Annotated in this window: 24 protein-coding genes and 2 pseudogenes; 14 read left to right on the forward strand and 12 right to left on the reverse strand. The window is 60.0% G+C overall.

The features are described from left to right. Nucleotides 1-108: 108 nt before the first annotated feature. The 6 genes from BK667_RS03980 to cysG all read left to right on the forward strand — a co-directional run bounded on the left by BK667_RS03980 (nt 109) and on the right by cysG (nt 7,731). Nucleotides 109-2,514 carry a DNA translocase FtsK gene (locus BK667_RS03980; protein WP_083471288.1) on the forward strand — a complete coding sequence of 802 codons (2,406 nt, stop codon included), beginning with the start codon at nt 109-111 and terminating at the stop codon, nt 2,512-2,514. A gap of 65 nt (nt 2,515-2,579) precedes the next feature. Then, nucleotides 2,580-3,203 carry an outer membrane lipoprotein periplasmic chaperone LolA gene (lolA, locus tag BK667_RS03985; RefSeq protein WP_123508928.1) on the forward strand — a complete coding sequence of 208 codons (624 nt, stop codon included), beginning with the start codon at nt 2,580-2,582 and terminating at the stop codon, nt 3,201-3,203. Nucleotides 3,204-3,342: 139 nt separating this feature from the next. Continuing rightward, complete coding sequence (locus tag BK667_RS03990; RefSeq protein WP_123596830.1) at nt 3,343-4,665, forward strand: replication-associated recombination protein A; 1,323 nt, start codon at nt 3,343-3,345, stop codon at nt 4,663-4,665. Further along, complete coding sequence (crcB, locus tag BK667_RS03995) at nt 4,665-5,039, forward strand: fluoride efflux transporter CrcB (RefSeq protein WP_123508930.1); 375 nt, start codon at nt 4,665-4,667, stop codon at nt 5,037-5,039. The genes BK667_RS03990 and crcB overlap by 1 nt, the downstream gene beginning before the upstream one ends. Nucleotides 5,040-5,055: 16 nt before the next feature. Next, entirely contained in the window at nt 5,056-6,336 is a 1,281-nt protein-coding gene (gene serS / locus BK667_RS04000) for a serine--tRNA ligase (RefSeq protein ID WP_123596831.1), read from the forward strand. Further along, nucleotides 6,337-7,731, forward strand: coding sequence for a siroheme synthase CysG (cysG, locus tag BK667_RS04005; protein WP_123596832.1), 1,395 nt, complete (start codon nt 6,337-6,339; stop codon nt 7,729-7,731). A gap of 127 nt (nt 7,732-7,858) precedes the next feature. On the opposite strand, the gene BK667_RS04010 is transcribed toward cysG, so the two are convergent. From BK667_RS04010 to BK667_RS04050, 9 genes are all read right to left on the reverse strand, one after another. Further along, on the reverse strand, nt 7,859-8,860 hold the full coding sequence (locus BK667_RS04010; RefSeq protein ID WP_123596833.1) for a glutathione S-transferase family protein: 1,002 nt from the start codon (nt 8,858-8,860) through the stop codon (nt 7,859-7,861). Nucleotides 8,861-8,949: 89 nt separating this feature from the next. Then, on the reverse strand, nt 8,950-9,951 hold the full coding sequence (locus BK667_RS04015; RefSeq protein ID WP_123596834.1) for a glycosyl transferase family protein: 1,002 nt from the start codon (nt 9,949-9,951) through the stop codon (nt 8,950-8,952). Further along, nucleotides 9,948-10,283 carry a TusE/DsrC/DsvC family sulfur relay protein gene (locus BK667_RS04020; protein WP_123596835.1) on the reverse strand — a complete coding sequence of 112 codons (336 nt, stop codon included), beginning with the start codon at nt 10,281-10,283 and terminating at the stop codon, nt 9,948-9,950. Before BK667_RS04020 ends, BK667_RS04015 begins: the two co-directional genes overlap by 4 nt. Then, nucleotides 10,280-10,573: a sulfurtransferase complex subunit TusB gene (gene tusB / locus BK667_RS04025; RefSeq protein ID WP_123596836.1), complete on the reverse strand. Its 294-nt coding sequence runs from the start codon at nt 10,571-10,573 to the stop codon at nt 10,280-10,282. The genes BK667_RS04020 and tusB overlap by 4 nt, the downstream gene beginning before the upstream one ends. Further along, a complete protein-coding gene (gene tusC / locus BK667_RS04030) occupies nt 10,573-10,935 on the reverse strand; it encodes a sulfurtransferase complex subunit TusC (protein ID WP_123596837.1) in 363 nt (120 codons plus the stop codon). Before tusC ends, tusB begins: the two co-directional genes overlap by 1 nt. A gap of 1 nt (nt 10,936) precedes the next feature. Further along, nucleotides 10,937-11,329 carry a sulfurtransferase complex subunit TusD gene (gene tusD, locus BK667_RS04035; protein ID WP_123596937.1) on the reverse strand — a complete coding sequence of 131 codons (393 nt, stop codon included), beginning with the start codon at nt 11,327-11,329 and terminating at the stop codon, nt 10,937-10,939. A 190-nt stretch (nt 11,330-11,519) separates the two neighbouring features. Next, nucleotides 11,520-12,224, reverse strand: a complete 705-nt coding sequence (locus BK667_RS04040) for a YoaK family protein (protein WP_123508938.1) — start codon at nt 12,222-12,224, stop codon at nt 11,520-11,522. A gap of 35 nt (nt 12,225-12,259) precedes the next feature. After that, nucleotides 12,260-12,589: a DUF6388 family protein gene (locus tag BK667_RS04045; protein ID WP_123508939.1), complete on the reverse strand. Its 330-nt coding sequence runs from the start codon at nt 12,587-12,589 to the stop codon at nt 12,260-12,262. Between the two features lie 21 nt (nt 12,590-12,610). Further along, on the reverse strand, nt 12,611-12,856 hold the full coding sequence (locus BK667_RS04050; RefSeq protein ID WP_054053620.1) for a hypothetical protein: 246 nt from the start codon (nt 12,854-12,856) through the stop codon (nt 12,611-12,613). Between the two features lie 149 nt (nt 12,857-13,005). Here BK667_RS04050 and BK667_RS04060 point away from each other — a divergent pair, with 149 nt between their 5' ends. Then, nucleotides 13,006-13,356, forward strand: coding sequence for a hypothetical protein (locus tag BK667_RS04060; RefSeq protein WP_123596838.1), 351 nt, complete (start codon nt 13,006-13,008; stop codon nt 13,354-13,356). A gap of 121 nt (nt 13,357-13,477) precedes the next feature. On the opposite strand, the gene BK667_RS04065 is transcribed toward BK667_RS04060, so the two are convergent. After that, a complete protein-coding gene (locus tag BK667_RS04065; RefSeq protein WP_123596839.1) occupies nt 13,478-13,909 on the reverse strand; it encodes a GNAT family N-acetyltransferase in 432 nt (143 codons plus the stop codon). Nucleotides 13,910-14,052: 143 nt separating this feature from the next. Here BK667_RS04065 and BK667_RS04070 point away from each other — a divergent pair, with 143 nt between their 5' ends. From BK667_RS04070 to BK667_RS04085, 4 genes and pseudogenes are all read left to right on the forward strand, one after another. Continuing rightward, nucleotides 14,053-14,490: a hemerythrin domain-containing protein gene (locus BK667_RS04070; RefSeq protein WP_123508942.1), complete on the forward strand. Its 438-nt coding sequence runs from the start codon at nt 14,053-14,055 to the stop codon at nt 14,488-14,490. Nucleotides 14,491-14,712: 222 nt separating this feature from the next. After that, the gene (locus BK667_RS04075) at nt 14,713-15,348 is read left to right on the forward strand and encodes a lytic polysaccharide monooxygenase auxiliary activity family 9 protein (RefSeq protein WP_123508943.1); all 636 of its coding nucleotides are present in this window, start codon (nt 14,713-14,715) and stop codon (nt 15,346-15,348) included. A gap of 42 nt (nt 15,349-15,390) precedes the next feature. Next, a pseudogene (locus tag BK667_RS04080) lies at nt 15,391-16,392 on the forward strand (chitinase); the annotation flags it as partial. Nucleotides 16,393-16,535: 143 nt separating this feature from the next. Then, on the forward strand, nt 16,536-17,129 hold the full coding sequence (locus tag BK667_RS04085) for an NUDIX domain-containing protein (RefSeq protein ID WP_123596840.1): 594 nt from the start codon (nt 16,536-16,538) through the stop codon (nt 17,127-17,129). Nucleotides 17,130-17,164: 35 nt separating this feature from the next. On the opposite strand, the pseudogene BK667_RS04090 reads toward BK667_RS04085, so the two are convergent. Next, nucleotides 17,165-17,680: pseudogene (locus BK667_RS04090) on the reverse strand (methylated-DNA--[protein]-cysteine S-methyltransferase). A gap of 148 nt (nt 17,681-17,828) precedes the next feature. On the opposite strand from BK667_RS04090, the gene ggt reads away from it, so the two are divergent. Beyond that, nucleotides 17,829-19,556 carry a gamma-glutamyltransferase gene (gene ggt, locus BK667_RS04095; RefSeq protein WP_123596841.1) on the forward strand — a complete coding sequence of 576 codons (1,728 nt, stop codon included), beginning with the start codon at nt 17,829-17,831 and terminating at the stop codon, nt 19,554-19,556. 75 nt (nt 19,557-19,631) lie between these two features. Here ggt and BK667_RS04100 read toward each other — a convergent pair whose 3' ends face one another. Continuing rightward, nucleotides 19,632-22,781, reverse strand: coding sequence for a beta strand repeat-containing protein (locus tag BK667_RS04100; RefSeq protein WP_123596842.1), 3,150 nt, complete (start codon nt 22,779-22,781; stop codon nt 19,632-19,634). 471 nt (nt 22,782-23,252) lie between these two features. Between BK667_RS04100 and BK667_RS04105 the strand changes: the two genes are divergently transcribed. Further along, nucleotides 23,253-23,786 (forward strand): cysteine hydrolase family protein, encoded by a 534-nt coding sequence (locus BK667_RS04105; protein WP_123596843.1) that lies wholly within the window; start codon nt 23,253-23,255, stop codon nt 23,784-23,786. A gap of 148 nt (nt 23,787-23,934) precedes the next feature. Then, nucleotides 23,935-24,957, forward strand: a complete 1,023-nt coding sequence (locus BK667_RS04110; RefSeq protein ID WP_123596844.1) for a lysozyme inhibitor LprI family protein — start codon at nt 23,935-23,937, stop codon at nt 24,955-24,957. The last annotated feature ends 76 nt before the right edge of the window (nt 24,958-25,033 follow it).

A 25,033-nucleotide genomic window follows, 5' to 3' on the forward strand; every position in this document is an offset into this window, starting at 1 on the left:
AAAAGTAGTCCCAGTTGCATCGGTTAACTTTTTTACCTGCCTGGATTGGGCAGTTTTTTATAGTCATTCAACAGATGGACGCGCCACAGGCGCAGGAAAAGTAGCGTTTTGAAGAAATCCACCGCAGCACCTAAACCAGCCGTCGTACCGCTTTGGCGCCAGCATCTGCACTACCGACTCAAGGAAGGTGCGTTGATCGCCATCGGCGCCTTGTGCCTGTTCCTGATGATGGCCCTGTTGACCTACGGCAAGGACGATCCGGGCTGGAGCCATAACAGCAAGATCGACGATGTGCAGAACTTCGGCGGTCCGGTTGGCTCCTACAGCGCCGATATCCTGTTCATGGTGCTGGGTTACTTCGCCTACATCTTCCCGCTGTTACTGGCGGTCAAAATCTACCAGATCTTCCGTCAACGCCATGAGCCGTGGCAGTGGAGCGGCTGGTTGTTCTCCTGGCGCCTGATCGGCCTGGTGTTCCTGGTGCTGTCGGGCGCGGCGCTGGCGCACATCCATTTCCATGCAGCGACCGGTCTGCCGGCCGGCGCAGGCGGCGCGTTGGGCGAAAGCCTGGGCGACCTGGCCAGGAATGCCCTGAACATCCAGGGCAGCACATTGTTGTTCATTGCGCTGTTCCTGTTTGGCCTGACGGTGTTCACCGACCTGTCGTGGTTCAAGGTGATGGACCTCACCGGCAAGATCACCCTCGACCTGTTCGAACTGTTCCAGGGCGCGGCCAATCGCTGGTGGGCGGCCCGGGTCGAACGCAAACAGTTGGTCGCCCAGTTGCGTGAAGTCGACGACCGCGTCCACGACGTGGTGGCCCCGACCGTGACCGACAAACGCGAGCAGGCCAAGGTCAAGGAACGCCTGATTGAGCGCGAGCAGGCCCTGAGCAAGCACATGTCGGACCGCGAGAAGCAGGTGCCGCCAGTGATTGCACCCGCGCCGTCCAAACCGGCAGCACCGAGCAAGCGCGTGGAAAAAGAGAAACAGGCGCCGTTGTTCGTCGACAGCGCTGTGGAAGGCACCTTGCCGCCGATCTCGATTCTCGACCCTGCGGAAAAGAAACAACTCAATTACTCGCCCGAATCCCTGGCGGCGGTTGGCCACTTGCTGGAAATCAAGCTCAAGGAATTCGGCGTCGAAGTCACCGTGGATTCGATTCACCCCGGCCCGGTCATTACCCGTTACGAAATTCAGCCAGCCGCCGGGGTCAAGGTCAGCCGCATCTCCAACCTGGCCAAGGATTTGGCGCGTTCGCTCGCCGTGACCAGCGTGCGGGTGGTGGAAGTGATTCCGGGCAAGACCACGGTCGGTATCGAGATTCCCAACGAAGACCGACAGATCGTGCGCTTCTCCGAAGTGCTGTCATCCCCCGAGTACGACAACTTCAAATCGCCGGTCACCCTGGCCCTGGGCCACGACATCGGCGGCAAGCCGGTCATCACCGACCTGGCGAAAATGCCGCACTTGCTGGTGGCCGGCACCACCGGTTCCGGTAAGTCGGTGGGTGTGAACGCAATGATCCTGTCGATCCTGTTCAAGTCCGGCCCGGAAGACGCCAAGCTGATCATGATCGACCCGAAAATGCTGGAGCTGTCGATCTACGAAGGCATTCCGCACTTGCTCTGCCCAGTGGTCACCGACATGAAGGACGCGGCCAACGCCCTGCGCTGGAGCGTGGCGGAGATGGAGCGTCGCTACAAACTGATGGCGAAGATGGGCGTGCGTAACCTGTCCGGCTTCAACCAGAAGGTCAAGGATGCGGAGGAGGCCGGTACGCCACTATCCGATCCGCTGTACAAGCGCGAAAGCATTCACGACGAAGCGCCGTTGCTGCACAAGTTGCCGACCATCGTCGTAGTCGTCGACGAATTCGCCGACATGATGATGATCGTCGGCAAGAAGGTTGAAGAACTGATCGCCCGTATCGCCCAGAAGGCCCGTGCCGCCGGTATCCACTTGATCCTCGCGACCCAGCGTCCGTCGGTTGACGTGATCACCGGTCTGATCAAGGCCAACATCCCGACGCGCATGGCGTTCCAGGTATCGAGCAAGATCGATTCCCGGACCATCATCGACCAGGGCGGCGCCGAACAACTGCTGGGCCACGGTGACATGCTCTACATGCCACCGGGCACCAGCCTGCCGATCCGGGTTCACGGTGCGTTCGTGTCCGATGACGAAGTTCACCGGGTGGTTGAGGCCTGGAAACTGCGCGGCGCGCCGGAATACAACGACGAGATCCTGGCGGGCGTCGAAGAGCCGGGTAGCGGCTTTGAAGGCGGCAGCGGCGGCGATGAAGACAGCGAGTCCGACGCGCTCTATGACGAAGCCGTGCAGTTCGTGCTGGAAAGCCGTCGGGCATCCATCTCGGCGGTGCAGCGCAAGCTGAAGATCGGCTACAACCGCGCCGCACGCATGATCGAAGCCATGGAAATGGCCGGGGTCGTGACGTCCATGAACACCAACGGTTCGCGCGAAGTCCTGGCCCCTGGCCCGGTGCGCGACTGAATTGAATCAAAAAGGGTGGCGCAGTGACGCGCTGCCTGAACCCCACGAATATCAAGAGGACTCCCATGCGTCTTATCCGCATGCTGTTGCTGCCGGTTCTGGCTTTGACCACGCTTTCGGCCCACGCCGATGGCAAGGACGTGACGCGCCTGACCCAACTGCTGGAAACATCCAAGACCCTGACCGCGAATTTCTCCCAACTGACCCTCGATGGCAGCGGTACCCAGTTGCAGGAAACCACCGGTGAGATGTCGTTGCAGCGTCCGGGCCTGTTCTACTGGCACACCAATGCGCCGGCTGAACAAACCATGGTCTCAGACGGCAAGAAAGTCACCCTGTGGGACCCGGACCTGGAACAGGCCACCATCAAGAAGCTTGACGAGCGTCTGACCCAGACCCCGGCCTTGCTGCTGTCCGGTGATGTGTCCAAGATCAGCCAGAGCTTCGACATCAGCGCCAAGGAAGCCGGCGGCGTGATTGACTTCACCCTGAAGCCGAAAACCAAGGACACCCTGTTCGACAGCCTGCGTCTGTCCTTCCGCAATGGCTTGCTGAATGACATGCAAATGATCGACAGCGTCGGTCAGCGCACCAACCTGCTGTTCACCGGCGTGAAGGCCAACGAGCCGATCCCGGCGTCCAAGTTCAAGTTCGACATCCCGAAGGGTGCGGACGTGATCCAGGAATAACCGTAGATCTCTGTAGGAGCGAAGCTTGCTCGCGAAAGCGGTGTTTCAGGCGACATTAAAGGCGACTGACCCACCGCTTTCGCGAGCAAGCTTCGCTCCTACAGGGGCTAGAGAATCAGTGAGGTTTTAAACGCACGTGATGGACCTGTTTCGCAGTGCCCCGATTGCTCAGCCCTTGGCCGCCCGTCTGCGTGCCGCCAATCTGGATGAGTACGTCGGTCAGGAACACCTTCTCGCTCGCGGCAAGCCTTTGCGTGAAGCGCTGGAGCAGGGTGCCCTGCACTCGATGATCTTCTGGGGCCCGCCGGGCGTGGGGAAAACCACCCTCGCGCGGTTGCTGGCGGAGGTCTCGGATGCGCACTTCGAAACCGTTTCGGCGGTACTGGCCGGGGTGAAGGAAATCCGTCAGGCGGTAGAAATCGCCAAGCAACAAGCCGGGCAATACGGTCGCCGGACCATTCTGTTCGTCGATGAAGTGCACCGCTTCAACAAGTCCCAGCAGGATGCATTCCTGCCTTACGTTGAAGACGGCACGCTGATTTTCATCGGCGCGACCACCGAAAACCCATCCTTTGAACTCAACAACGCCTTGCTCTCACGGGCGCGCGTTTACGTGCTCAAAAGCCTCGACGAAGCGGCCCTGCGCAAACTGGTGCACCGCGCCCTCACCGAAGAGCGGGGCTTGGGCAAGCGGCAACTGACCCTCAGCGATGAAGGCTTCCAGATGCTACTGTCCGCCGCCGATGGCGATGGCCGGCGTCTGCTCAACCTGTTGGAAAACGCCTCGGACCTGGCCGAAGACAACAGCGAGATCGGCATCGAGCTGCTGCAAAGTCTGCTCGGCGATACCCGTCGGCGTTTCGACAAGGGTGGCGAAGCGTTCTACGACCAGATTTCCGCACTGCATAAGTCCGTGCGCGGCTCCAACCCGGACGGCGCGCTGTACTGGTTCGCGCGCATGATCGACGGCGGTTGCGATCCGTTGTACCTGGCCCGGCGCGTGGTGCGCATGGCCAGCGAAGACATCGGCAACGCTGACCCTCGCGCCCTGAGCCTGTGCCTGGCGGCGTGGGAAGTGCAGGAGCGCCTCGGCAGCCCCGAAGGCGAATTGGCGGTGGCCCAGGCCATCACTTATCTGGCTTGCGCGCCGAAAAGCAACGCGGTGTACATGGGCTTCAAAGCCGCGATGCGCAGCGCCACCGAACACGGTTCGCTGGAAGTGCCGCTGCACCTGCGCAATGCGCCGACCAAGTTGATGAAGCAATTGGGTTATGGCGATGAATATCGTTATGCCCATGATGAGCCGGACGCTTATGCCGCTGGTGAAGACTACTTCCCGGAAGAACTCGAGCCACAACCGTTCTATCAACCGGTGCCGCGAGGCCTGGAATTGAAGATCGGCGAGAAGCTCAACCACCTCGCCCAACTTGATCGTCTGAGCCCCCGGCAGCGGAGAAAATAGTGATTCGAACGATTCTTGCGGTGTCCGTCGCCGGTATCGCTGGTACATTACTGCGTTTCGCCGCCAGCACTTGGGTCAGCGCCAATTGGCCCCGGCATTTTTATCTGGCGACGTTGGCCGTCAATCTGGTGGGCTGCCTGATTATCGGTTTGCTCTACGGGTGGTTTCTGATGCGCCCGGAAATACCGATCGAAATTCGCGCCGGCCTGATCGTCGGTTTTGTAGGCGGTCTAACGACCTTTTCATCCTTTTCACTGGATACGTTGCGCCTGCTGGAAACCGGGCAGGCACCGATGGCCTTCGGTTATTTGGCCATTAGCGTATTCGGCGGGCTGCTCGCCACGTGGGCTGGCCTATCCTTGACCAAACTTTGATAAACGAGAGACCGACATGCTCGATTCCAAACTGTTACGTAGCAACCTTCAGGACGTAGCGGACCGCCTGGCATCCCGTGGCTACACGTTGGATGTTGCGCGCATCGAAGCGCTGGAAGAACAGCGCAAGACCGTCCAGACCCGCACCGAAGCACTGCAGGCTGAACGTAATGTGCGCTCCAAATCCATCGGCCAGGCCAAGCAGCGCGGCGAAGACATCGCGCCGTTGATGGCGGACGTCGAGCGCATGGCGAACGAATTGAGCGCCGGCAAGGTAGAACTGGACCAGATCCAGACTGACCTGGACTCGATCCTGCTCGGTATCCCGAACCTGCCCCACGAATCCGTGCCGGTCGGCGCCGATGAAGACGGCAACGTTGAAGTGCGCCGCTGGGGCACTCCAACCGCCTTCGATTTCCCGATTCAGGACCACGTGGCCCTGGGCGAGAAATTTGGCTGGCTGGACTTCGAAACCGCCGCCAAGCTGTCTGGCGCCCGTTTCGCTCTGCTGCGTGGCCCGATCGCCCGTCTGCACCGCGCTCTGGCGCAGTTCATGATCAACCTGCACACCAGCGAACACGGCTATGAAGAGGCCTACACGCCGTATCTGGTCCAGGCGCCGGCCCTGCAAGGCACTGGCCAGTTGCCGAAGTTCGAAGAAGACCTGTTCAAGATCAGCCGCGAAGGCGAAGCCGATCTGTACCTGATCCCAACTGCCGAAGTGTCGTTGACCAACATCGTTTCCGGCGAAATCCTCGATTCGAAACTGCTGCCGATCAAGTTCGTTGCCCACACTCCGTGCTTCCGCAGCGAAGCCGGCGCATCGGGTCGCGACACGCGCGGCATGATCCGTCAGCACCAGTTCGACAAAGTTGAGATGGTGCAGATCGTTGAGCCATCGACCTCGATGGACGCACTGGAAGGCCTGACTGCCAACGCCGAGAAAGTCCTGCAATTGCTGGAACTGCCTTACCGCACCATCGCGCTGTGCACCGGCGACATGGGCTTCAGCGCCGTGAAGACTTACGACCTGGAAGTGTGGATCCCGAGCCAGGACAAGTACCGCGAAATCTCGTCGTGCTCCAACTGCGGTGATTTCCAGGCCCGTCGTATGCAGGCGCGTTTCCGTAACCCGGAAACCGGCAAGCCTGAACTCGTGCACACCTTGAACGGTTCCGGCCTGGCGGTCGGTCGTACTTTGGTGGCGGTGCTGGAAAACTACCAGCAGGCCGACGGTTCGATCCGTGTGCCAGCCGTACTGAAACCGTACATGGGTGGCCTTGAGGTCATCGGCTAAATGGACTATCTGCCGCTGTTTCATAACCTGCGCGGCAGTCGTGTGTTGGTCGTCGGCGGCGGGGAGATTGCCTTACGCAAGTCCCGCCTGCTGGCCGAAGCCGGTGCGCAGCTGCGGGTGGTCGCACCTGAAATAGAACCGCAATTGCGTGAACTGGTGACCGGCAGCGGTGGCGAATGCCTGTTGCGTGGCTACGTCGAAGCGGATCTGGACGGTTGCGGGCTGATCATTGCTGCCACCGACGACGAACCGCTGAACGCGCAAGTCTCCGCCGATGCCCATCGGCGTTGCATGCCGGTCAACGTGGTGGATGCGCCGGCCCTGTGCAGCGTGATCTTCCCGGCGATTGTCGACCGTTCGCCGCTGATCGTTGCCATCTCCAGCGGCGGCGATGCGCCGGTGCTGGCGCGGTTGATCCGGGCCAAAATCGAAACCTGGATTCCTTCCACGTACGGTCAACTGGCCGGTCTGGCGGCGCGTTTTCGCAGTCAGGTCAAAGGCCTGTTTCCGGATGTGCAGCAGCGTCGGGCGTTCTGGGAAGATGTGTTCCAGGGCCCGATTGCCGACCGGCAACTGGCCGGGCAGGGCGCTGAAGCCGAGCGTTTGATGCTGGCGAAAATCGCCGGTGAGGCCCCGAAAGCTACGGGCGAAGTGTATTTGGTCGGCGCTGGCCCGGGTGATCCGGACTTGCTGACATTCCGCGCGTTGCGCCTGATGCAGCAAGCCGATGTGGTGCTGTACGACCGCTTGGTCGCCCCGGCGATCCTGGATTTGTGCCGTCGCGATGCCGAGCGGATTTACGTCGGCAAGCGCCGCGCCGATCACGCTGTGCCGCAGGATCAGATCAACAAACAATTGGTCGATTTGGCCAAGGCTGGCAAGCGGGTCGTGCGGTTGAAGGGCGGCGATCCGTTCATCTTCGGCCGTGGCGGTGAAGAGATCGAAGAGCTGGCGGCCCATGGCATTCCGTTCCAGGTCGTGCCGGGCATTACGGCGGCCAGTGGTTGCGCGGCGTATGCCGGGATTCCGCTGACGCACCGTGATTACGCGCAGTCAGTACGCTTCGTCACCGGGCACCTGAAGGACGGTTCCACCGATCTGCCGTGGGCCGATTTGGTTGCACCCGCGCAAACCCTGGTGTTTTACATGGGGCTGGTGGGCTTGCCGATCATTTGCGAGCAGTTGATCAAGCATGGTCGCGGTGCGGACACGCCGGCGGCGCTGATTCAGCAGGGCACCACGGTCAATCAGCGGGTGTTTACCGGGACGTTGGCCGATCTTCCACAACTCGTAGCGGAGCATGAAGTGCATGCGCCGACGCTGGTGATCGTTGGGGAAGTGGTGCAACTGCGCGAGAAACTGGCATGGTTTGAAGGGGCTCAGGCGCAGGTCTGAACCCGGTAACCGATCGTTCCCACGCTCTGCGTGGGAATGCCTCCACGGACGCTCCGCGTTCGGCTTTTGATGGGACGCGGAGCGTCCCGGGCTGCATTCCCACGCAGAGCGTGGGAACGATCTGCTGTCAGGCCTGGCGCCAAACCCCTTTCCCACCCAACCGCGCCCGATCATGCGCTGCGGTAAAGTCCTGCGCCGGTCCTTTCGGCACAATCCCCGTCGGGTTGATGGTCTTGTGGCTGCCGTAGTAATGATTTTTGATATGTTCAAAATCCACCGTTTCGGCAACCCCCGGCCACTGATACAACTCCCGCAGCCAGTTCGACAGGTTCGGATAATCGGCAATCCGCCGCAGGTTGCACTTGAAGTGCCCGTAGTACACCGCATCGAAGCGAATCAGCGTGGTGAACAATCGAATGTCCGCTTCCGTCAGGTATTCGCCAACCAGGTAACGGTTCTCGCCTAACAGCCATTCCAGACGATCCAACTCGGCAAACACATCATCGAAAGCCTCTTCATAGGCCTTCTGCGACGTGGCAAACCCGGCGCGGTACACACCGTTGTTCACCGCCGGATAAATCTGTTCGTTCAGGGCATCGATTTCGCTACGCAGCGGCGCCGGGTAGAAATCCAGGTCATTTCCGGTCAGGTCATCGAACGCGCTATTAAACATGCGGATAATCTCCGCCGATTCATTGCTGACGATACGCTGCTGCTGTTTGTCCCACAGCACCGGCACGGTGACACGGCCGGTGTAGTCGGCGGTGTCAGCGGTATAGCGCTGGTGCATGAAGTTGAAATGGTCGAGTTTGTCGCCGGTGGAGCCGAGGCTCTGGTCAAAGGTCCAGCCATTTTCCAGCATCAACCAACTGACCACCGACACGTCGATCAGGGATTCAAGACCTTTGAGTTTGCGCAGGATCAGCGTGCGGTGCGCCCAGGGGCAGGCGAGGGACACGTAGAGGTGATAGCGCCCGGCCTCGGCCGCAAAACCACCGACACCGCTCGGGCCCGGCTGGCCGCCAGCGGTCACCCAATTGCGGCGCTGCGCTTGTTCGCGCTGGAACGCGCCGTCCTTGCTGCTTTCGTACCACTGGTCGTGCCAGCGGCCTTCAACTAACAAACCCATTTCAAGACTCCTCAACCGATAAGCGTTGGAGAGGAGTCTATGCGCATAGGTTCGATTAAATAGCGCAAAGGTTGGGCAGCTATGATCGGTTAAATCGATCTGTCCCGAGCATCCCAATAGTGCTGGGCGGTTTCGAAGGCTTGTTCGCGGGTCTGGCCGAGGCCGCGCAGGGCCAGGGCCATGGTGGAAATCAGCGCCATTTGCGGGTAGCTGTCGACCACATCACCGCGCCACACGGCTTTCAAATGCTCAGGATCCAGCGACGCCGGTTTGACGTGGCGTTGCGCCGACAGTTGCGGCCATTCCTCGTCCCAGCTTTCGCCGCCAGTGGTGCCGTACAAGTGACTGTCGGCGTCCGGGTTGATCTCGATTTCGCCACCATCGCCCTTCACCACAATCGCGGTGTCGCCGAGCAAGCCGCTGGCATCGCGGTGCACAGCTTGGTAGCCCGGATGGAAAATACTTTGCAGGCCACAGCGCGCGCCCAGCGGATTGAGAATCCGCGCCAGGGAATGGATCGGTGAACGCAGGCCCAGGGTGTTGCGCAGGTCGATCATGCGCTGAAGTTGCGGCGCCCAATCCACCAGCGGCATAAACGCCAGACCGCCGTTATCCAGCGCTTCGCCCACCTGTTGCCAATTGCGGCACAGCGGGATTTTCAACGCTTCCAGCAGTTGCTCGCTGTACAGTCGACCCGCCGTATGCGCGCCACCGCCGTGCATGAAAATGCGCACGCCGTTCTGTGCCAGACACTTGGCTGCCAACAGATACCACGGCAGATGACGCTTCTTGCCAGCATACGTCGGCCAATCCAGATCGACCTTCAGAGCCGGCGCTTTCAGCCGTTCCCGCAAGGCCTCGGTGAACCCTGCCATCTCCTCGGCGCTTTCTTCCTTGTGCCGCAGCAGCATCAAAAACGCGCCGAGCTGAGTGTCCTCGACTTTGTCGTCCAGCACGAAGCCCATGGCCTCCCTGGCTTCGATACGAGTCAGGTCACGGGCGCCACGCTTGCCTTTGCCGAGGATCCGCACGAACTGGGCGAACGGGTGCTCGGCGGGGGTTTCGAGGGTCAGTGCAGGGAAGTCGGTCATAAGCAATTCGTCGGTTTGGGCAGGCCCGCCAGTTTTGCGGCGAGTTTGGCAGGGGTGCCTTTGAACAGTCGGTTCAGGTGCAGGCTGTTGCCTTTTTCCGGACCGAGCTTCAACGCGGTGTACTTGATCAGCGGGCGCGTCGCCGGGGACAACTGGAATTCAGCGTAGAAACTGCGCAGCAGTTCGAGGATTTCCCAGTGCTCGGGGCTTAGCTCGATGTCTTCGACAGCGGCCAAAGCACTGGCCACGTCGGTGGACCAGTCGCTCAGTTCGACCAGGAAACCGTCCTTGTCCAGCTCGATGGCGTGGGCGCCGACCGTCAGGGAATTCATAGCCAACTGTTGACCTTGTCGTAGTGGATCGACAGTTCGACGAAGGCCGGGTAATCGATGGCCTCGGCCCAGTCAGGCACCACCAACGCTCGGGCCTGGACATCTTCGGCCAGCACGAACAGTTTCAGGCTGCGAGCGTTCAGCGTGTTGAACGGCGCCGTGCCCGGTTGCAAGGCATACGCCGCGTCGCCGGACAGCAACAGCGCATCGTCGGCGCCGATCACGCGCAGGCAACTGGACAGACGATCGTCGCCGAACGGGGAATGAGACAACACATGCAGAGTCGACATCAGAGGGTGATCACCTGGTCATAACGGTCGATAAGGGCGGTGATTTCGGCGGCGGCCAGTACCTGAGCTTCTTCCAGTGCCAGAGTGTTCGGGTCCAGACCACGTTGGGCGGCGCTGTCGGCGCAAACGAACAGGTCATCGACACCAAACATCGGCAACGCTTGCAAGTTGGCGCTCAGGTCTTTTTGTTGCAGGGCCTTGGCGTCTTGTTTTGCGGCGAGTTGAAACACGCCGTCATCAAGAAACAGCAGGCCGATCGGCAGATCGAACGCACCGCCGGCCAGCACGATGTCCAGCGCTTCTCGCGCGTTCGGCCCGGACCATGGCGCCTGGCGACTGATAATCAGCAAGGATTTAGCCATCTCACGCGCCTCCGAAACAGATCAGGCGGTCGGCATCTTGCACCGCGTCGTGTAACTGACCCAGACCGGACAATTCCCACGGTGCGCCGACGGCGACCGCTTCACGTTGATAGCGCTTGGCTTCTTCCTCGTTCAGCACACCGCGACGCAGAGCAGCGGCGATGCATACGACGCCGTCCAGTTGATGCTCGGCGACAAAGGTGCGCCATTGCTTGGGCAAGTCCTGCTCGTCCTGTGGCGTAACCACGCTGCGGGACGCGTTATAGACGCCGTCCTGATAGAAAAACAGCCGGACAATCTCATGCCCGCCGGCCAGCGCAGCCTGGGCGAACAGCAAGGCACGGCGCGAGGAGGGCGCATGGGCGGCGGAAAACAGCGCGATGGCGAACTTCATGACGGACTCGATCAGCAAAACTGCGGCCATGATAATGCTTTATCGCAGAAGCGGCGAAGGGCGATTACGCTCCCGAGTGATCGTTCCCACGCTCCCGCGTGGGAATGCAGCCCGGGACGCTCTGCGTCCCATTGGAACGCGGAGCGTCCCTTGATGCATTACCACGCAGAGCGTGGGAACGATCACTGTGTCAACGCGGCATGTAGCCCAACTGCCAGCGCCGCGGGATTTTCAGCGACAGCAATCCCACCACACCGGCCAGCAAGCCGCTGACAAACAGCGCCTTGAGCCCCAGGTGATGTTCCAGCACCGCGCCCAGTACCGCGCCGGCGAACATGCCGCTCCACGGAATCAACTGCACCCGCCAGCCATTGCGCCGTTCGCCAAGCATCCAGCGCCCCAGGCCACGGCCGAAGCGCGACAGGGCGCCGGTGACGTAGGTCAGGCCAACGGGCAAACCATTCACATCTTCCACGGCGGCATTGAGCATGCCCATGGCGATGATCGCCGCCAGCAGCGCCGGCAGTTGTTCGTCATAGGGCCACGCGGCTGCACCGCAGAGCAGGGTGGCGATGCACAGCAGCAACGGCAACGCCCGGCGTCCGCCGAGTCGGCTGACGACAATGCCCAGCGCGTTGCCGACGATGAACGTCGCCACAAGAATCAACAGACGCAGGGTCAGGCCCAGGTCGCCATCACTGATCGCGACGGCGAGCCGGGTAGTGTTGCCGCTCATGAAGGACACGAAATCGCCGCTGGCCATGAAGCCAATGGCATCGGTCATGCCGGCGAGCACCGACAGTGTGGCGACCAGCATCATGCCGATGCGCCCGCGCCATTTCTGGATATGCAGGTGGCCAGGGCTGGCCCGGTGAGTCGAGGCGGATGGCAGCATCGGCGTAAATCGTCCTCAGGCAGCGACCGTGGTGGTCACTTGCTCAATCCATATAACTCGCAATACTCCAGCCAGTCCATGCCGGCCATTTCAGCGACTTCCTTGTGCACTTCCATGCGCTGGACCTGGTAGTCCTCGGCGGTGGGCGCGGTCAGTTGCAGGGTCAGTTCCCAGGCAAACAAATCCAGGCGCTCGGCCTCGGCTTCGAAGGCTTCGTGCAAGCGCTCGTCGCGGTACTGGGCCGGGGTTTCCCCTTTGGCCTGGGCGAGCAGGGGGTTGAGGTTATCGAGCTCGTGACGCAGTTCCGGGCGCTCATCGAGAAACCTGTTCAGTGCCTGCTCGTGTCGCTGTTCGGTGACTGCCATGGTCGCTCCTTGCAGGTCAGGTTACGAAGATTGCTTCTTGGCCTTGGCCGCTGCGGCCAGGCATTCGAGGGCGAACTGCTCGGGGTAGGTCATCTGGATCGGCGTGGTTTCGCCCTTGACGGTTCTTTCGCCGTCGAGGATGTAACGAATCCGCTTGTCGGTGACGCCGATTCGCTTGGCGATCCAGGAAGGTGTCTGACCGATCTGGCTGATCAGCTTGTCCGCGTATTCGGCGGTAGGTTTGTAGAATTCGGCGTTGGGTGTCATGTGGCTTTCCAGAAAAAGAGGTGATGCACTGTTAATTGCGCGACAGGGTGCGCGAATCGTCACGCGGTGTCGCGGTATAAATGAAGTAAAGCAGAACGATACGCCGCGCCACGGTGATACAGTCCGCTTTTTCTTGAAGAGCGAACACGATGCGAATTCTGATGGTGGCGCTGGCCGCCACCCTGCTGGCGGGCTGCGCGGGCTCGGTGATGGACGACTCCCGCAGCAAATCCCCGACCAAGGTCATGAACTCGGACAAACCGGAAAAAGTCGTCGCCCAGTGCGTGCAATTCGCCTGGCAGGACGAAGCGGTGTTCGGGGTGGATGCCGGGGCTTATCTGCAACCGGGCAAGAAGGGTGGTTCGACGGTCTACACCCGGTCGGCGGAAGTGTTTGTGGACTTGAGCAGCGATGCTTCCGGGACGCAGTTGAATTTCTACTCACAGCACGACGATTTTGTGACCAAACGCCGGTTGGCGGCGTTGGCGACCTGTTTATAACGGCTTGTGCATTCCCCCTGTGGGAGCGAGCTTGCTCGCGATAGCGGTATTTCAGTCGACATCAATAGTGAATGTCAGACCGCCATCGCGAGCAAGCTCGCTCCCACAGGGTTTTGTGTTTTTAAAAGGTATGAATAAGGCGCTTCTGGAAGAAGTGGCGCGTATGCCCAGGCGGATAGTCAGCGATGTGACCGAACTCGCTGTACCCCAACTTCTTGTAAAACTCCGGCGCTTGAAAGCCAAAGGTATCGAGCCAGATCCCCACACATTCCTTCTCCCGAGCCAGTTCTTCGGCCATTTCCATCAGGTTCGTGCCCAGCCCCTGTCCTCGGGCCTGTTCCGGCACCGACAGCAATTCGATAAACAGCCACTGATAAAACACCCGGCCATACAACCCGCCGAGAATCTCGCCGTGGTCGTCGCGCACCAGCAAGGCAACCGGCTCCGGCTTGGCAAGCCCCGCTTGCGCCGCGTTATAGATTCGCAGCGGTGCAAGGATGGCCTCGCGTTCTTCATTGGTGGGGTCCAGCGAGCGTTCGATACGCAATGTCATGGCGATGTCCTTTTGGCAATGACCCCGCAGATTATCTGGCTCGCCGCCATTGTTCCATCCCTGAACGCCAGTGGAACCGCCGCTTGCGCGCAGGTGTCTAGCCTCTAGAGCGTCAATTCAGAACGCGGCCATGAGGATAGCCAATGAACATTTTCGAAGCCTTGCGCGAAAGCCACGACCGTCAGCGCAGCTATGCCGAAGCACTGGTCAAGACCAGCGGCGACACCCCGGAACGGGTCGAGGCCTATAAGCAGCTCAAAGCTGAACTCCAGGCCCACGAAACCGCGGAAGAACGGCATTTCTACATCCCTTTGATGGAGTTCGACAACGGTGTCGACCTGAGTCGCCATGCCATTTCCGAACACCATGAGATGGACGAAATGATGGAGACCCTGGACGAGACCGAGATGTCGGATCCGACGTGGCTGGTGACGGCGAAAAAACTCGCCGAGAAAGTCCATCACCACTTGAAGGAAGAAGAGCAGAAGTTCTTCCAGATGGCCGGCAAGTTGCTCGACGAAAAGCAGAAAGAGTCCCTCGCCGGCCAATACGAAAAGGAATACAAGGAACAACTTTCCTGAGGTGAGAATGGTTCCGATTGCTGCCTTGCACTGTAGGCCTTCGCCTACACAGGGCGTAGGACTTGATTCAAAGTACTGGCTATACATCCAGTATTTGCAGGGAATTGGCCAAGGCAGCATCGCCACAAGCGAAAATCCGGTCGGTGGACAAAAAAAGCAGCTCCGTTAGGTTGAAGGCCTCTCCTCAGGAAGGAGAGTTCTTAAATCAATGGAGTGAAAAAAATGAACAAACCACAGACTCAACCCGAACTGCGACACGGTCGTGTCACATCCCCTCCCAGCCGTGGTGCGATTGCCATCGAGCAGGGGCTGCTGGGGGACTGGCAAGTCAACGAAATGGAAGGTGGCAAGAATTTCCCGTCACTGTCCGCCGGTCCGTTCCCGGCGCCGTATCAAACCGACAGCGATAGCGTTATCCCGCCTGCCGACGGTTACATTCTCAGTGGCGGCAAAGTGGATCAGCGTGATTGCGTCAATTTCACCAACGAAGAACTGAGCAAGAAGCTGGGCCGCCCGTTTGCCTGGCCGCTGCTGAACGTCGATCCGGGCCAGACCTTCAAAGTCACCTGGAAATACACCGCGCCTCACGTTACTCGTGGTTATCGCTGGCTGATTACCAAGGACGGCTGGGACTCGAACCAGCGCATCACTCGTGCGCAACTGGAAGCCAAGCCTTTCGCCGAGGACTTCTACACGCAGGTCCCGTATTACAGCCACTCGGCTGAGATGGTGGCCAAGGTCAATCACGAAGTGAAATTGCCGGCCAATAAAAAAGGCCATCACGTCATCGTGCTGATGTGGATCGTCGCCAACACCGGCAACGCCTTCTATCAAGCGTTCGACGTGGACTTCAAGTAAACCCGAAGCGTTAACCCTCCACACGTTCTGAAGGAATAGAACATGTCAAAATTCGACTTTACGTTATTGAAATCGACCGTCAGCGACGCTGCGTCGTTGATGCCGAGCATCGCCGGCAAAAAGATCCTCATGGGTTTCTGGCACAACTGGCCCGCCGGGCCGAGCGACGGTTACCAGCGCGGCCAATTCGCCAATATCGCGCTGCAGGATGTGCCCAAGGATTACAACGTGGTGGCCGTGGCCTTCATGAAGGGCAACGGCATTCCGACCTTCAAGCCTTACAACCTGTCCGACGTCGAGTTCCGTCGCCAGGTCGGCGTGCTGAACAGCCAGGGCAGGGCGGTGCTGATTTCCCTCGGTGGCGCCGATGCGCACATCGAGCTGCACAAAGGCAACGAACAACCACTGGCCAACGAAATCATCCGCCTGGTGGAAACCTACGGCTTCGATGGCCTGGACATTGATCTTGAACAGAGCGCGATTGATTTCGCCGACAACAAGACCGTCCTGCCCGCCGCGCTGAAACTGGTCAAGGACCATTACGCCGGTGAAGGCAAACACTTCATCATTAGCATGGCGCCGGAGTTTCCGTACCTGACCACTGCCGGCAAATACGTCGGCTACCTCCAGGCTCTGGAAGGCTATTACGACTTCATCGCCCCACAGTATTACAACCAGGGCGGTGACGGGATCTGGGTGCAGGAAGCCAATAACGGTAATGGCGCGTGGATCGCCCAGAACAACGACGCGATGAAAGAGGATTTCCTGTTTTATCTCACCGAAAGCCTGGTGAGCGGCACTCGCGGGTTCACCAGAATCCCGGCAGACAAGTTCGTGATCGGCCTGCCGGCCAACGTCGACGCGGCGGCCACCGGTTACGTGATCAACCCGGCGGCGGTGGTGAATGCCTTCAAGCGTCTGGACGCCAAAGGGCTTTCGATCAAAGGCCTGATGACCTGGTCGGTGAACTGGGACAACGGCATCAATAAGGACCACGTGCCGTACAACTGGGAATTCAGTCGTCGCTACGGGCCGTTGATCAACGGCAAGCGGCTGTCTTCCAATGAGGAAGCGTTTGCGGCGCCTGAAGTCGCCAACCCGCAGTAAAAAGAAGCCCGGCAGAGATGCCGGGCTTTTTGGTTTTCGCCTACCATGGGGCTCTTTTGACTTAAAAAGGATGCGTTTTGATGGCAAATACAGCCGACCGGGTCAGCATCATCGACTCCCAGGTGTTGTCCCACGACTGGTACCTGCTGAAGAAAATCACCTTCGACTATCAGCGTAACAACGGCGACTGGCAGCGCCAGACCCGCGAGGTCTACGACCGTGGCAATGGCGCGGCAATTCTGCTGTTCAACCGCGAGAAGAGAACCGTGGTGCTGACGCGTCAGTTTCGGTTGCCGGTATTCGTCAACGGTCACGATGGTTTGCTGATCGAAGTGGCGGCCGGATTACTTGAGGGGGCCGATCCCGAAGAGCGCATCCGTGCTGAAGCTGAAGAAGAAACCGGCTATCGCGTGCACCACGTGCAAAAGGTCTTCGAGTCCTACATGAGCCCCGGCTCGGTCACCGAAAAACTGCACTTCTTCATCGCCGAATATGACGCTGCGTCGAAAGTCAGCGCAGGCGGCGGGCTGGAGGAAGAGACCGAAGAGCTGGAAGTGCTGGAGTGGACGTTTGATGAGGCGCTTGAGGCGTTTTATCGCGGGGAGATCTGCGATGCGAAGACCATCATGCTGCTGCAATACGCGGCGATGAAAAACCTCTTCGCCATTACCTGAGAGAGCTGGGCTTTTGTGGCGAGGGGTGAGTCAGATCAGAACAACTCACCCGTCCGGCTGGCCCCCGACCATTCGCAACCCTCCAGCGTCAGCAGTCGCTCCTTGGCTTCAAGCCCCCCGGCAAACCCGGTCAATTTCCCTGACGCCCCGATCACCCGATGGCACGGCGCCACGATCGAGATCGGGTTTTTGCCATTCGCCGCGCCCACCGCCCGCACCGCGCTGGGATTGCCGATCTGCCGGGCAATCTCGCTATAACTGCGGGTTTCGCCAAACGGAATGGTCAGCAGCGCCTGCCAGACCTTTTTCTGAAAGTCGGTGCCCGCAAAATCCAGCTCCAGATCGAAACGGTTTCGGGTACCGGCAAAGTATTCCTGCAACTGTTAAACGGTGCGCAGCAGGACTGGATTCTCCGGCGCTTCAGTCATCGGCCCCAGGCGTACCCGATTCGGTTTGTCGTTTTCCCAGAGGATGGCTGCCAGTCTTGAACCGTTCGCGACCAGCTTCAACTCGCCGACCGGTGAGGCCATGGTGGTGAAGGTGTAACTCATGCCGGCGAACTCCGAAAACGGCTGAATAGAGCGCAAGCATACTGCTTCATCGGGGAGGCGCAATACGTAATCCCAGCCATACTGGCTACTGCTCTTGAAGCGTTCCCTCTGTTATTGCAGAGCCTAAAAACAAAAAAGAGACCGAATCATGAAGTTCGAACCTTTTGCCAAAACGTTGATGGCGACCTCATTGGCGCTCAGTTGCCTCAGTGCTTATGCAGCCTCAGTGGCCCCGGTTGCGGCCGAAAACGGCATGGTGGTCACGGCCCAGCGCCTGGCCACTCATGTAGGCGTGGATGAACTGAAGAACGGCGGCAATGCCGTGGACGCGGCGGTGGCGGTGGCCTATGCGCTGGCAGTGGTCTATCCCGCAGCAGGCAACCTGGGCGGCGGCGGTTTCATGACCATTCAGCTGGCGGACGGGCGCAAGACGTTCCTCGATTTCCGCGAAAAAGCCCCGCTGGCCGCTACGGCGAACATGTACCTGGACAAGGACGGCAACGTCGTCCCGGACCTGAGCACTCGTGGCCACTTGGCCGTCGGCGTGCCGGGCACCGTGTCCGGCATGGAGCTGGCCCTGAGCAAATACGGGACCAAGCCGCGCAAGGAAGTGATCGCCCCGGCCATCAAGTTCGCCGAAGAAGGCTTCGTGCTGGAGCAGGGCGATGTCGATCTGCTGGAAACCGCCACCGACGTGTTCAAGAAGGACATGCGTGACTCCGGCTCGATCTTCCTGAGCAACGGTGAGCCGATGCAGGTCGGGCAGAAACTGGTGCAAAAGGACCTGGGCAAAACCCTGCGGGAAATTTCCGAGAAGGGCGCCGACGGTTTCTATAAAGGTTGGGTGGCCGACGCCATCGTCACCTCCAGCCAGGCCAACAAAGGCATCATCACCCAGGCTGACCTCGACAAGTACAAGACCCGCGAACTGGCGCCGGTGGAGTGCGATTACCGTGGCTATCACGTAGTTTCGGCGCCACCGCCAAGCTCCGGCGGGGTAGTGATCTGCGAGATCATGAACATTCTCGACGGCTACCCGATGAAAGATCTGGGCTATCACTCCGCCCAGGGCATGCACTATCAGATCGAAGCGATGCGCCACGCGTATGTGGACCGCAACAGCTACCTCGGCGACCCGGATTTCGTGAAGAACCCGATCGCTCACCTGTTGGACAAAAACTACGCGACCACACTGCGCACCGCGATTCAACCGCAAAAGGCCGGTGTGTCCCGGGAGATCAAACCCGGCGTAGCACCGCATGAGGGCAGCAACACCACGCACTTCTCCATCGTCGATAAATGGGGCAATGCGGTGTCGATGACCTACACCCTCAACGACTGGTTTGGCGCTGGCGTCATGGCCAGTAAGACCGGGGTCATCCTCAACGATGAAATGGATGACTTCACCTCGAAAATCGGCGTGCCGAACATGTACGGCCTGGTGCAGGGGGAGGCCAACGCCATCGCGCCGGGCAAGGCGCCGCTGTCGTCCATGAGCCCGACCATCGTCACCAAGGACGGCAAAGTGGTGATGGTCGTCGGCACACCCGGGGGCAGCCGCATCATTACCGCGACCTTGCTGACCATCCTCAACGTGATCGACTACGGCATGAACATTCAGGAAGCGGTGGATGCGCCGCGTTTCCACCAGCAGTGGCTGCCGGAAGAAACCAACCTGGAGACCTTCACCACCAGTCCGGACACGGTGAAGCTACTCGAAAGTTGGGGGCATAAGTTTGCCGGGCCACAGGACGCCAACCATGTGGCGGCGATCCTGGTCGGCGCGCCGTCGCTGGGTGGCAAACCGGTGGGCAAGAACCGTTACTACGGGGCGAATGATCCGCGCCGTAATACCGGGTTGTCGCTGGGCTACTGAGTCATAAACTCCATGGCCGCCCTCAAACCCTGAGGGTGGCCTCTGGTAGCCGCCTCGCGCTGTTACGGTGCAGGGTTATTCGTCGGGTTTGCTGACGATGTTATCCGCCTCATCCACCTGATACGGAACATGCGCCTCGACGCCATCCTTGCCGGTGTGCGCCACGACATTCTTGTAGCGCTTGCCGTTCCAGCAGCGAAAAATCAGCGTCGCATTCTCGCCGCCAGTCAGCGTCGAACCCAGGCTGCCAATCAACTTGCTGCGGGCGCCGCCCACCAGAATGCAGTTCTTGCCCGCCGTCAAAACGCTTTTATCGCCACCCATCAACGTACAGTCATCACCTGCCGTCAGCTTGCTGCGATCACCCGCCGTGAGATGGCTGTTACTGCCCGCCAGCAACTTGCTGCGGTCGCCGGCGATCTGGGTACTGTCCTTGCCGGCGATCAATTTTCCGCGATCGCCTGCGGTCTGAATGCTGCCGGCGCCGGCGATCAGCGTGCTGCGAGAACCGGCGGTTTGTGAGCTTTCCTTGCCAGCGATCAACATACTTTTGTGACCGGCGATCTGCGTGCTGTCGGGGCCGGCGATCAGGGAGCTTTGATGACTGGCGATCTGGTTGCTGCCGTAGCCGGCGGTCAACGTGCTTTCGAAACCGGCGGTTTGCGAGCTGCCGTAACCGGCGGTCAATACACTGCGCAATCCGCTGATCAGCGTGCTGCCGTATCCGGCGGTGAGGAAGCTACGGATGCCGCTGGTCAGGCTGCTGCCGTAACCGGCAATCAACGAACTGTCCTGGCCCGCAGTTTCGGTGCTGCCATAACCGGCGGTGAGGGTGCTGTTGTGCTGCGCGGTGAGGGTGCTGCCGTAACCCGCCGTCAACGTGCTGTCGTATCCGGCGGTTTGCGTGCTGCCATAACCGGCGATCAACGAGCTTTCGAAGCCGGCGGTTTCGGTGCTGCCATAACCGGCGGTGAGTGAACTGTTGTCCTGTGCCGTGAGGGTGCTGCCGTAGCCTGCCGTCAGGGTGCTTTCGTAGCCGGCGGTTTGCGTGCTGCCGTAACCGGCGATCAACGAGCTTTCGAAGCCGGCGGTTTCGGTACTGCCGTAACCGGCGGTGAGCACGCTGCTTTCCCGAGCGGTGAGGGTGCTGCCGTAACCTGCGGTCAACGTACTTTTGTAACCGGCCGTCTCAGTACTGCCATAGCCGGCGGTGAGCGAACTGTGTTCCCGGGCAGTAAGGGTGCTGCCGTAGCCCGCCGTCAGCGTGCTGTCGTGACCGGCGGTTTGTGTGCTGCCATAGCCGGCGATCAATGAACTGTCACCGCCCGCCGTCGCGGTGCTGCCATAACCTGCGGTCAGGACACTGTTTTCCCTGGCGGTTTGCGTACTGCCGTAACCGGCGGTGAGGTGGCTTTCATAGCCCGCCGTCTGGGTACTGCCGTAACCGGCGATCAGCGAGCTTTCATGCCCGGCGGTTTCCGTGGTGCCATAACCCGCCGTGAGGGAGCTGCCGCCCTGAGCGGTGAGGGTGCTGCCATAGCCAGCCGTCAACGTGCTGTCGTAACCGGCGGTTTGTGTGCTGCCATATCCGGCGACCAACGAACTGTCGCCGCCGGCGGTTTCGGTACTGCCGTAACCGGCGGTGAGGGAACTGCTTTCCTGAGCGGTGAGGGTGCTGCCATAGCCCGCGGTCAGGCTGCTTTCGTAGCCGGCGGTCTGGGTCGTGCCGTATCCGGCGATCAACGAGCTGCCGTGCCCGGCGGTTCCGGTGCTGCCATAGCCTGCCGTGAGAGAACTGCTTTCCTGGGCGGTCTGGGTGCTGCCGTAGCCGGCGGTCAACGTGCTTTCGTAACCGGCGGTTTGCGTGCTGCCGTAGCCGGCGATCAACGAACTGTCGTGCCCGGCGGTGGCGGTGCTGCCATAGCCGGCGGTGAGTGAACTGCTTTCCTGAGCGGTCTGCGTGGTGCCATAACCCGCCGTCAGCGTGCTTTCGTGGCCGGCGGTTTGCGTGCTGCCGTAACCGGCGATCAACGAGCTTTCCGGCCCGGCGGTAGCGGTGCTGCCGTAGCCTGCGGTAAGTGAACTGCTGTCCTGAGCCGTCTGAGTACTGCCGTATCCAGCGGTCAGCGTGCTTTCGTGGCCGGCGGTCTGGGTGCTGCCGTATCCGGCAATCAAGGAACTTTCCGGCCCGGCGGTGCCCGTGCTGCCGTAACCGGCGGTGAGGGCGCTGCTGTCCTGAGCGGTTTGGGTGGTGCCGTAGCCTGCCGTCAGCGTGCTGTCCTGGCCCGCTGTTTGGGTGCTGCCATAACCGGCGATCAAAGAGCTTTCCGATCCGGCGGTTCCAGTGCTGCCATAGCCAGCAGTGAGCGCGCTGCCCTCCTTGGCGGTTTGCGTACTGCCGTAGCCGGCGGTGAGTGAGCTGTCGCTGCCCGCGGTTTCCGTGCTGCCATAACCGGCGGTGAGGGTGCTGCCGTCCTGAGCGGTTTGCGTGCTGCCGTAATCGGCCGTCAGGGTGCTTTTCTGGCCGGCAATCTGGGTGCTGCCATATCCGGCGATCAGCGCACTGTCGTTGCCGGCCATTTCCGTGCTGCCGTAACCCGCCGTCAGTGAACTGCTGTCGGCGGCAGTCAGGGTGCTGCCGTAACCGGCAATCAACGAACTCTGGCCGCCCGCTGTTTCAGTGCTGCCGTAACCCGCCAGCAGATAACTTTGATGACCGCCGGTCAGTGTGCTGCCGTAAACAGCCGTTTCGAACTTTTGCGAGGCGTCGACTTTCGCGCCGATGCCGGAAGGACTGTATCCCTGTGCTCGTCGACTTTCGAATTCGCGGTTTAATGGTTTGTTAGGTGTTTCCAAGTTTGCTTCGATTGAGGTGGTGTTGGCAGTTTGATAATTATCGATGTTTTGTAAGATGTAGTTTGTCGAACTTTCCTGAGTGCCGGTGTGAACAACTTCCGCTTGCGGAAACTTGATCATGCCATCTTCTTCAAGTTTGATGATGTGCGCCGCGTCAACTTCGCACACAATCCATCTGGCATCGGCTCGCAGACTTAGCTGCGTAGAAGAACCCTCGCCCCACAACAGTCCGACCAGGCCGTTCTCGAGCTTTTTGGTGGGCAACCAGTGCTTGCACACCAAGGGCCCGGCTTCAGGCCAGACTTGGCCGGCGTGGTCCGACATGTCATTGGCACAAGTGCGCAAGACCAGGACTTTGTTGTCATTCATATCAAGTGTGCTCAATGGATATAACAGCAGCAGGAATCAGGATTGTAAGTGTCCATCCCATTCAAAAAAGAACGGTCAGTTGATTACTCACAGTCACTGGCTGAAATCCATTGATAGCCAGCGGCAAAGCCGCAGCCCTGTTATTAAACAGGTCGCAGTCCTGGCGAAACTTCTCGATATCGATGATTCACCCTAAAGCAAAGTGGCGATATTTCCTACAGTTATTGCCGTGCTTATTGAAATGATATTGCTCGTTACAATAGCGCAACAAATTAATGTCATGGCGAATGTGGTTTAATGCTTTTTTAATTCAAATTAGCGGCGGTGGGGAAGCTGCTCACGCTCTGAAACGGCGCTGTTCTATACGAGCGCGTTTTACGGCATTATCGACTGCGCGCGATCCTCGCTCGGCCCTCAGGGACCCGGTTGCGTCCCCCCTTAATCTGATGGATTACTTTAAGGCTCCCTGCCATGACCACTGCATTGCTGATCATCGACGTCCAACACGCCCTGTGCACCGGCGAGTACGAATGCTTCGACATCAAACGCGTCATCGAGAACATCAACAGCCTGAGTGCCAAGGCCCGGGAAGCCAACCTCCCGGTGGTCCTTATCCAGCACGAAGAAAAGGGTGACCTGCTGCAACACGGCTCCAAGGGTTGGCAGTTGGCCGCCAGCCTGGAGACTTCACCGCAAGACCTGCGCGTGCGCAAAACCACTCGAGACTCGTTTTACCAGACCCACCTGCAAGCATTGCTGCAAGACCAGGGCACCGATCGCCTGATCATCTGCGGCCTGCAAACCGACTACTGCGTCAACGCCACTGTGCGCCAGGCCCTGAACCTGGGCTATGACGTGGTCCTCGCCGCCGACGCGCATTCCACCGTCGACAACGGCAACGTCGCGGCCCAGGACATCATCGCCGAGCACAACGCCGACCTGGCCCACTTGACGGGCCCCGTGGCGCGCATCGACGTCCTGCCGAGCGCTGAAATACGTCTCTGAAACCTCTGCGGCGAGTAGGCTTCCCTGTGGCGAGGAAGCTTGCTCCCGCTGGGCTGCAAAGCAGCCCCCCAATCCCCGCCAATCACAAAAAGCTTGATCCACAGGCCCAACGCATACCAGCGCCCGCCTGAAGAACGGAATCTTCCTCATGCCCTCACGTTTCATCGCCACGTGCGCCGCACTACTGGCGCCTCTCGCATTCTCCACCGCCATCTGCGCCAGCAGCTTCGACTGCACCAGTGCGGCGAGCCCCAGCGAAAAAGCCATTTGCGCCGATGCGTACACCTCGAACCTGGATAAGCAATTGGGCGAACTGTGGAGCGTGACGCTGCCGAAAGTCGCCGATCCCAAAGCACTGAAGACCGATCAGCGCCAGTGGCTGAAACAGCGTAATCAGTGCACGGATAACCTCAGTTGCTTGCGCCAGCAGTACCAGATGCGTATCACCGAACTTGGCCACATGGCCACGCCGTTCTCGTGGGACGCCACTTGGCAGATGATTCCGTGGGGTGTCTCTACGGGAGCTGAGTTGAAAACCAAACGCACGGACTCGACACACATGACGTTCGAAGTCTCGGCCGTCAGCGGCGCCAACATGGGCGACCTGGACGGCATCGCCACGATCAAGGGTACGGCCGCGCGATACGCCGAGGGCGCTTGTGCGCTGACCTTCACCGCCATGAACGGCGTACTCGATGTCACTCAGCAAGGCAGTGACGCTGATTGCGGGGCAGGTATGGGCGTGTTTTATTCCGGACGCTACGTGGCATCGGAACAGTCTTTGGCGGTGGAAAACGATTTACTCAGCGTAGGGTTAGTCCGCACTCGGCAGGAAGACGACGTGCTACGCAAGTTGCTCAAGGACGACTACCGGCGGTTGGTCGAGAGCAGCAGTTCGCGGACCAAGGGCGATGTATCCAGCGATGTGCCGGGCGCCGAAGTCGATGAAATGTGGATACGCGGGCTCGGCAGTATCAATGCTTCAATTTTCATGCGCGCCACCGACTCGCGCTTCTGGCTGGTGTTGATCGTGAGCGATTCGAAGGGCAATCTTCGCGCGCGTTACTACACCAACGTACCAGGCTGGAAAGGGCGCCTGCCCGAAACACTCCAGCGTTGGTATGACAAACGAGCGGCCGCCGGGTCTTTGCCGCTGGATCAGATGCCTTAGTGGGGGGCGTACTGGACAACCACAAGCCTGGATAGCCCCCAGCCCCTGTAGGAGCGAAGCTTGCTCGCGAAGGCGG

It is taken from the genome of Pseudomonas frederiksbergensis (assembly GCF_003732705.1).
GTDB classification, from domain to species: domain Bacteria; phylum Pseudomonadota; class Gammaproteobacteria; order Pseudomonadales; family Pseudomonadaceae; genus Aquipseudomonas; species Aquipseudomonas frederiksbergensis_F.

Excerpts from the sequence above, each read along its gene's own strand:
- BK667_RS04085 (WP_123596840.1), top strand. The coding sequence starts at position 16,536 with ATGGCAAATACAGCCGACCGGGTCAGCATCATCGACTCCCAGGTGTTG.
- BK667_RS04040 (WP_123508938.1), bottom strand. The coding sequence starts at position 12,224 with ATGCTGCCATCCGCCTCGACTCACCGGGCCAGCCCTGGCCACCTGCAT.
- BK667_RS04070 (WP_123508942.1), top strand. The coding sequence starts at position 14,053 with ATGAACATTTTCGAAGCCTTGCGCGAAAGCCACGACCGTCAGCGCAGC.
- BK667_RS04045 (WP_123508939.1), bottom strand. The coding sequence starts at position 12,589 with ATGGCAGTCACCGAACAGCGACACGAGCAGGCACTGAACAGGTTTCTC.
- BK667_RS04060 (WP_123596838.1), top strand. The coding sequence starts at position 13,006 with ATGCGAATTCTGATGGTGGCGCTGGCCGCCACCCTGCTGGCGGGCTGC.
- BK667_RS04100 (WP_123596842.1), bottom strand. The coding sequence starts at position 22,781 with ATGAATGACAACAAAGTCCTGGTCTTGCGCACTTGTGCCAATGACATG.
- tusD (WP_123596937.1), bottom strand. The coding sequence starts at position 11,329 with ATGAAGTTCGCCATCGCGCTGTTTTCCGCCGCCCATGCGCCCTCCTCG.
- ggt (WP_123596841.1), top strand. The coding sequence starts at position 17,829 with ATGAAGTTCGAACCTTTTGCCAAAACGTTGATGGCGACCTCATTGGCG.
- tusB (WP_123596836.1), bottom strand. The coding sequence starts at position 10,573 with ATGTCGACTCTGCATGTGTTGTCTCATTCCCCGTTCGGCGACGATCGT.
- serS (WP_123596831.1), top strand. The coding sequence starts at position 5,056 with ATGCTCGATTCCAAACTGTTACGTAGCAACCTTCAGGACGTAGCGGAC.
- BK667_RS04065 (WP_123596839.1), bottom strand. The coding sequence starts at position 13,909 with ATGACATTGCGTATCGAACGCTCGCTGGACCCCACCAATGAAGAACGC.
- BK667_RS04050 (WP_054053620.1), bottom strand. The coding sequence starts at position 12,856 with ATGACACCCAACGCCGAATTCTACAAACCTACCGCCGAATACGCGGAC.
- BK667_RS04105 (WP_123596843.1), top strand. The coding sequence starts at position 23,253 with ATGACCACTGCATTGCTGATCATCGACGTCCAACACGCCCTGTGCACC.
- cysG (WP_123596832.1), top strand. The coding sequence starts at position 6,337 with ATGGACTATCTGCCGCTGTTTCATAACCTGCGCGGCAGTCGTGTGTTG.
- BK667_RS04010 (WP_123596833.1), bottom strand. The coding sequence starts at position 8,860 with ATGGGTTTGTTAGTTGAAGGCCGCTGGCACGACCAGTGGTACGAAAGC.
- BK667_RS04075 (WP_123508943.1), top strand. The coding sequence starts at position 14,713 with ATGAACAAACCACAGACTCAACCCGAACTGCGACACGGTCGTGTCACA.
- BK667_RS03990 (WP_123596830.1), top strand. The coding sequence starts at position 3,343 with ATGGACCTGTTTCGCAGTGCCCCGATTGCTCAGCCCTTGGCCGCCCGT.
- tusC (WP_123596837.1), bottom strand. The coding sequence starts at position 10,935 with ATGGCTAAATCCTTGCTGATTATCAGTCGCCAGGCGCCATGGTCCGGG.
- BK667_RS04020 (WP_123596835.1), bottom strand. The coding sequence starts at position 10,283 with ATGAATTCCCTGACGGTCGGCGCCCACGCCATCGAGCTGGACAAGGAC.
- BK667_RS04110 (WP_123596844.1), top strand. The coding sequence starts at position 23,935 with ATGCCCTCACGTTTCATCGCCACGTGCGCCGCACTACTGGCGCCTCTC.
- lolA (WP_123508928.1), top strand. The coding sequence starts at position 2,580 with ATGCGTCTTATCCGCATGCTGTTGCTGCCGGTTCTGGCTTTGACCACG.
- BK667_RS04015 (WP_123596834.1), bottom strand. The coding sequence starts at position 9,951 with ATGACCGACTTCCCTGCACTGACCCTCGAAACCCCCGCCGAGCACCCG.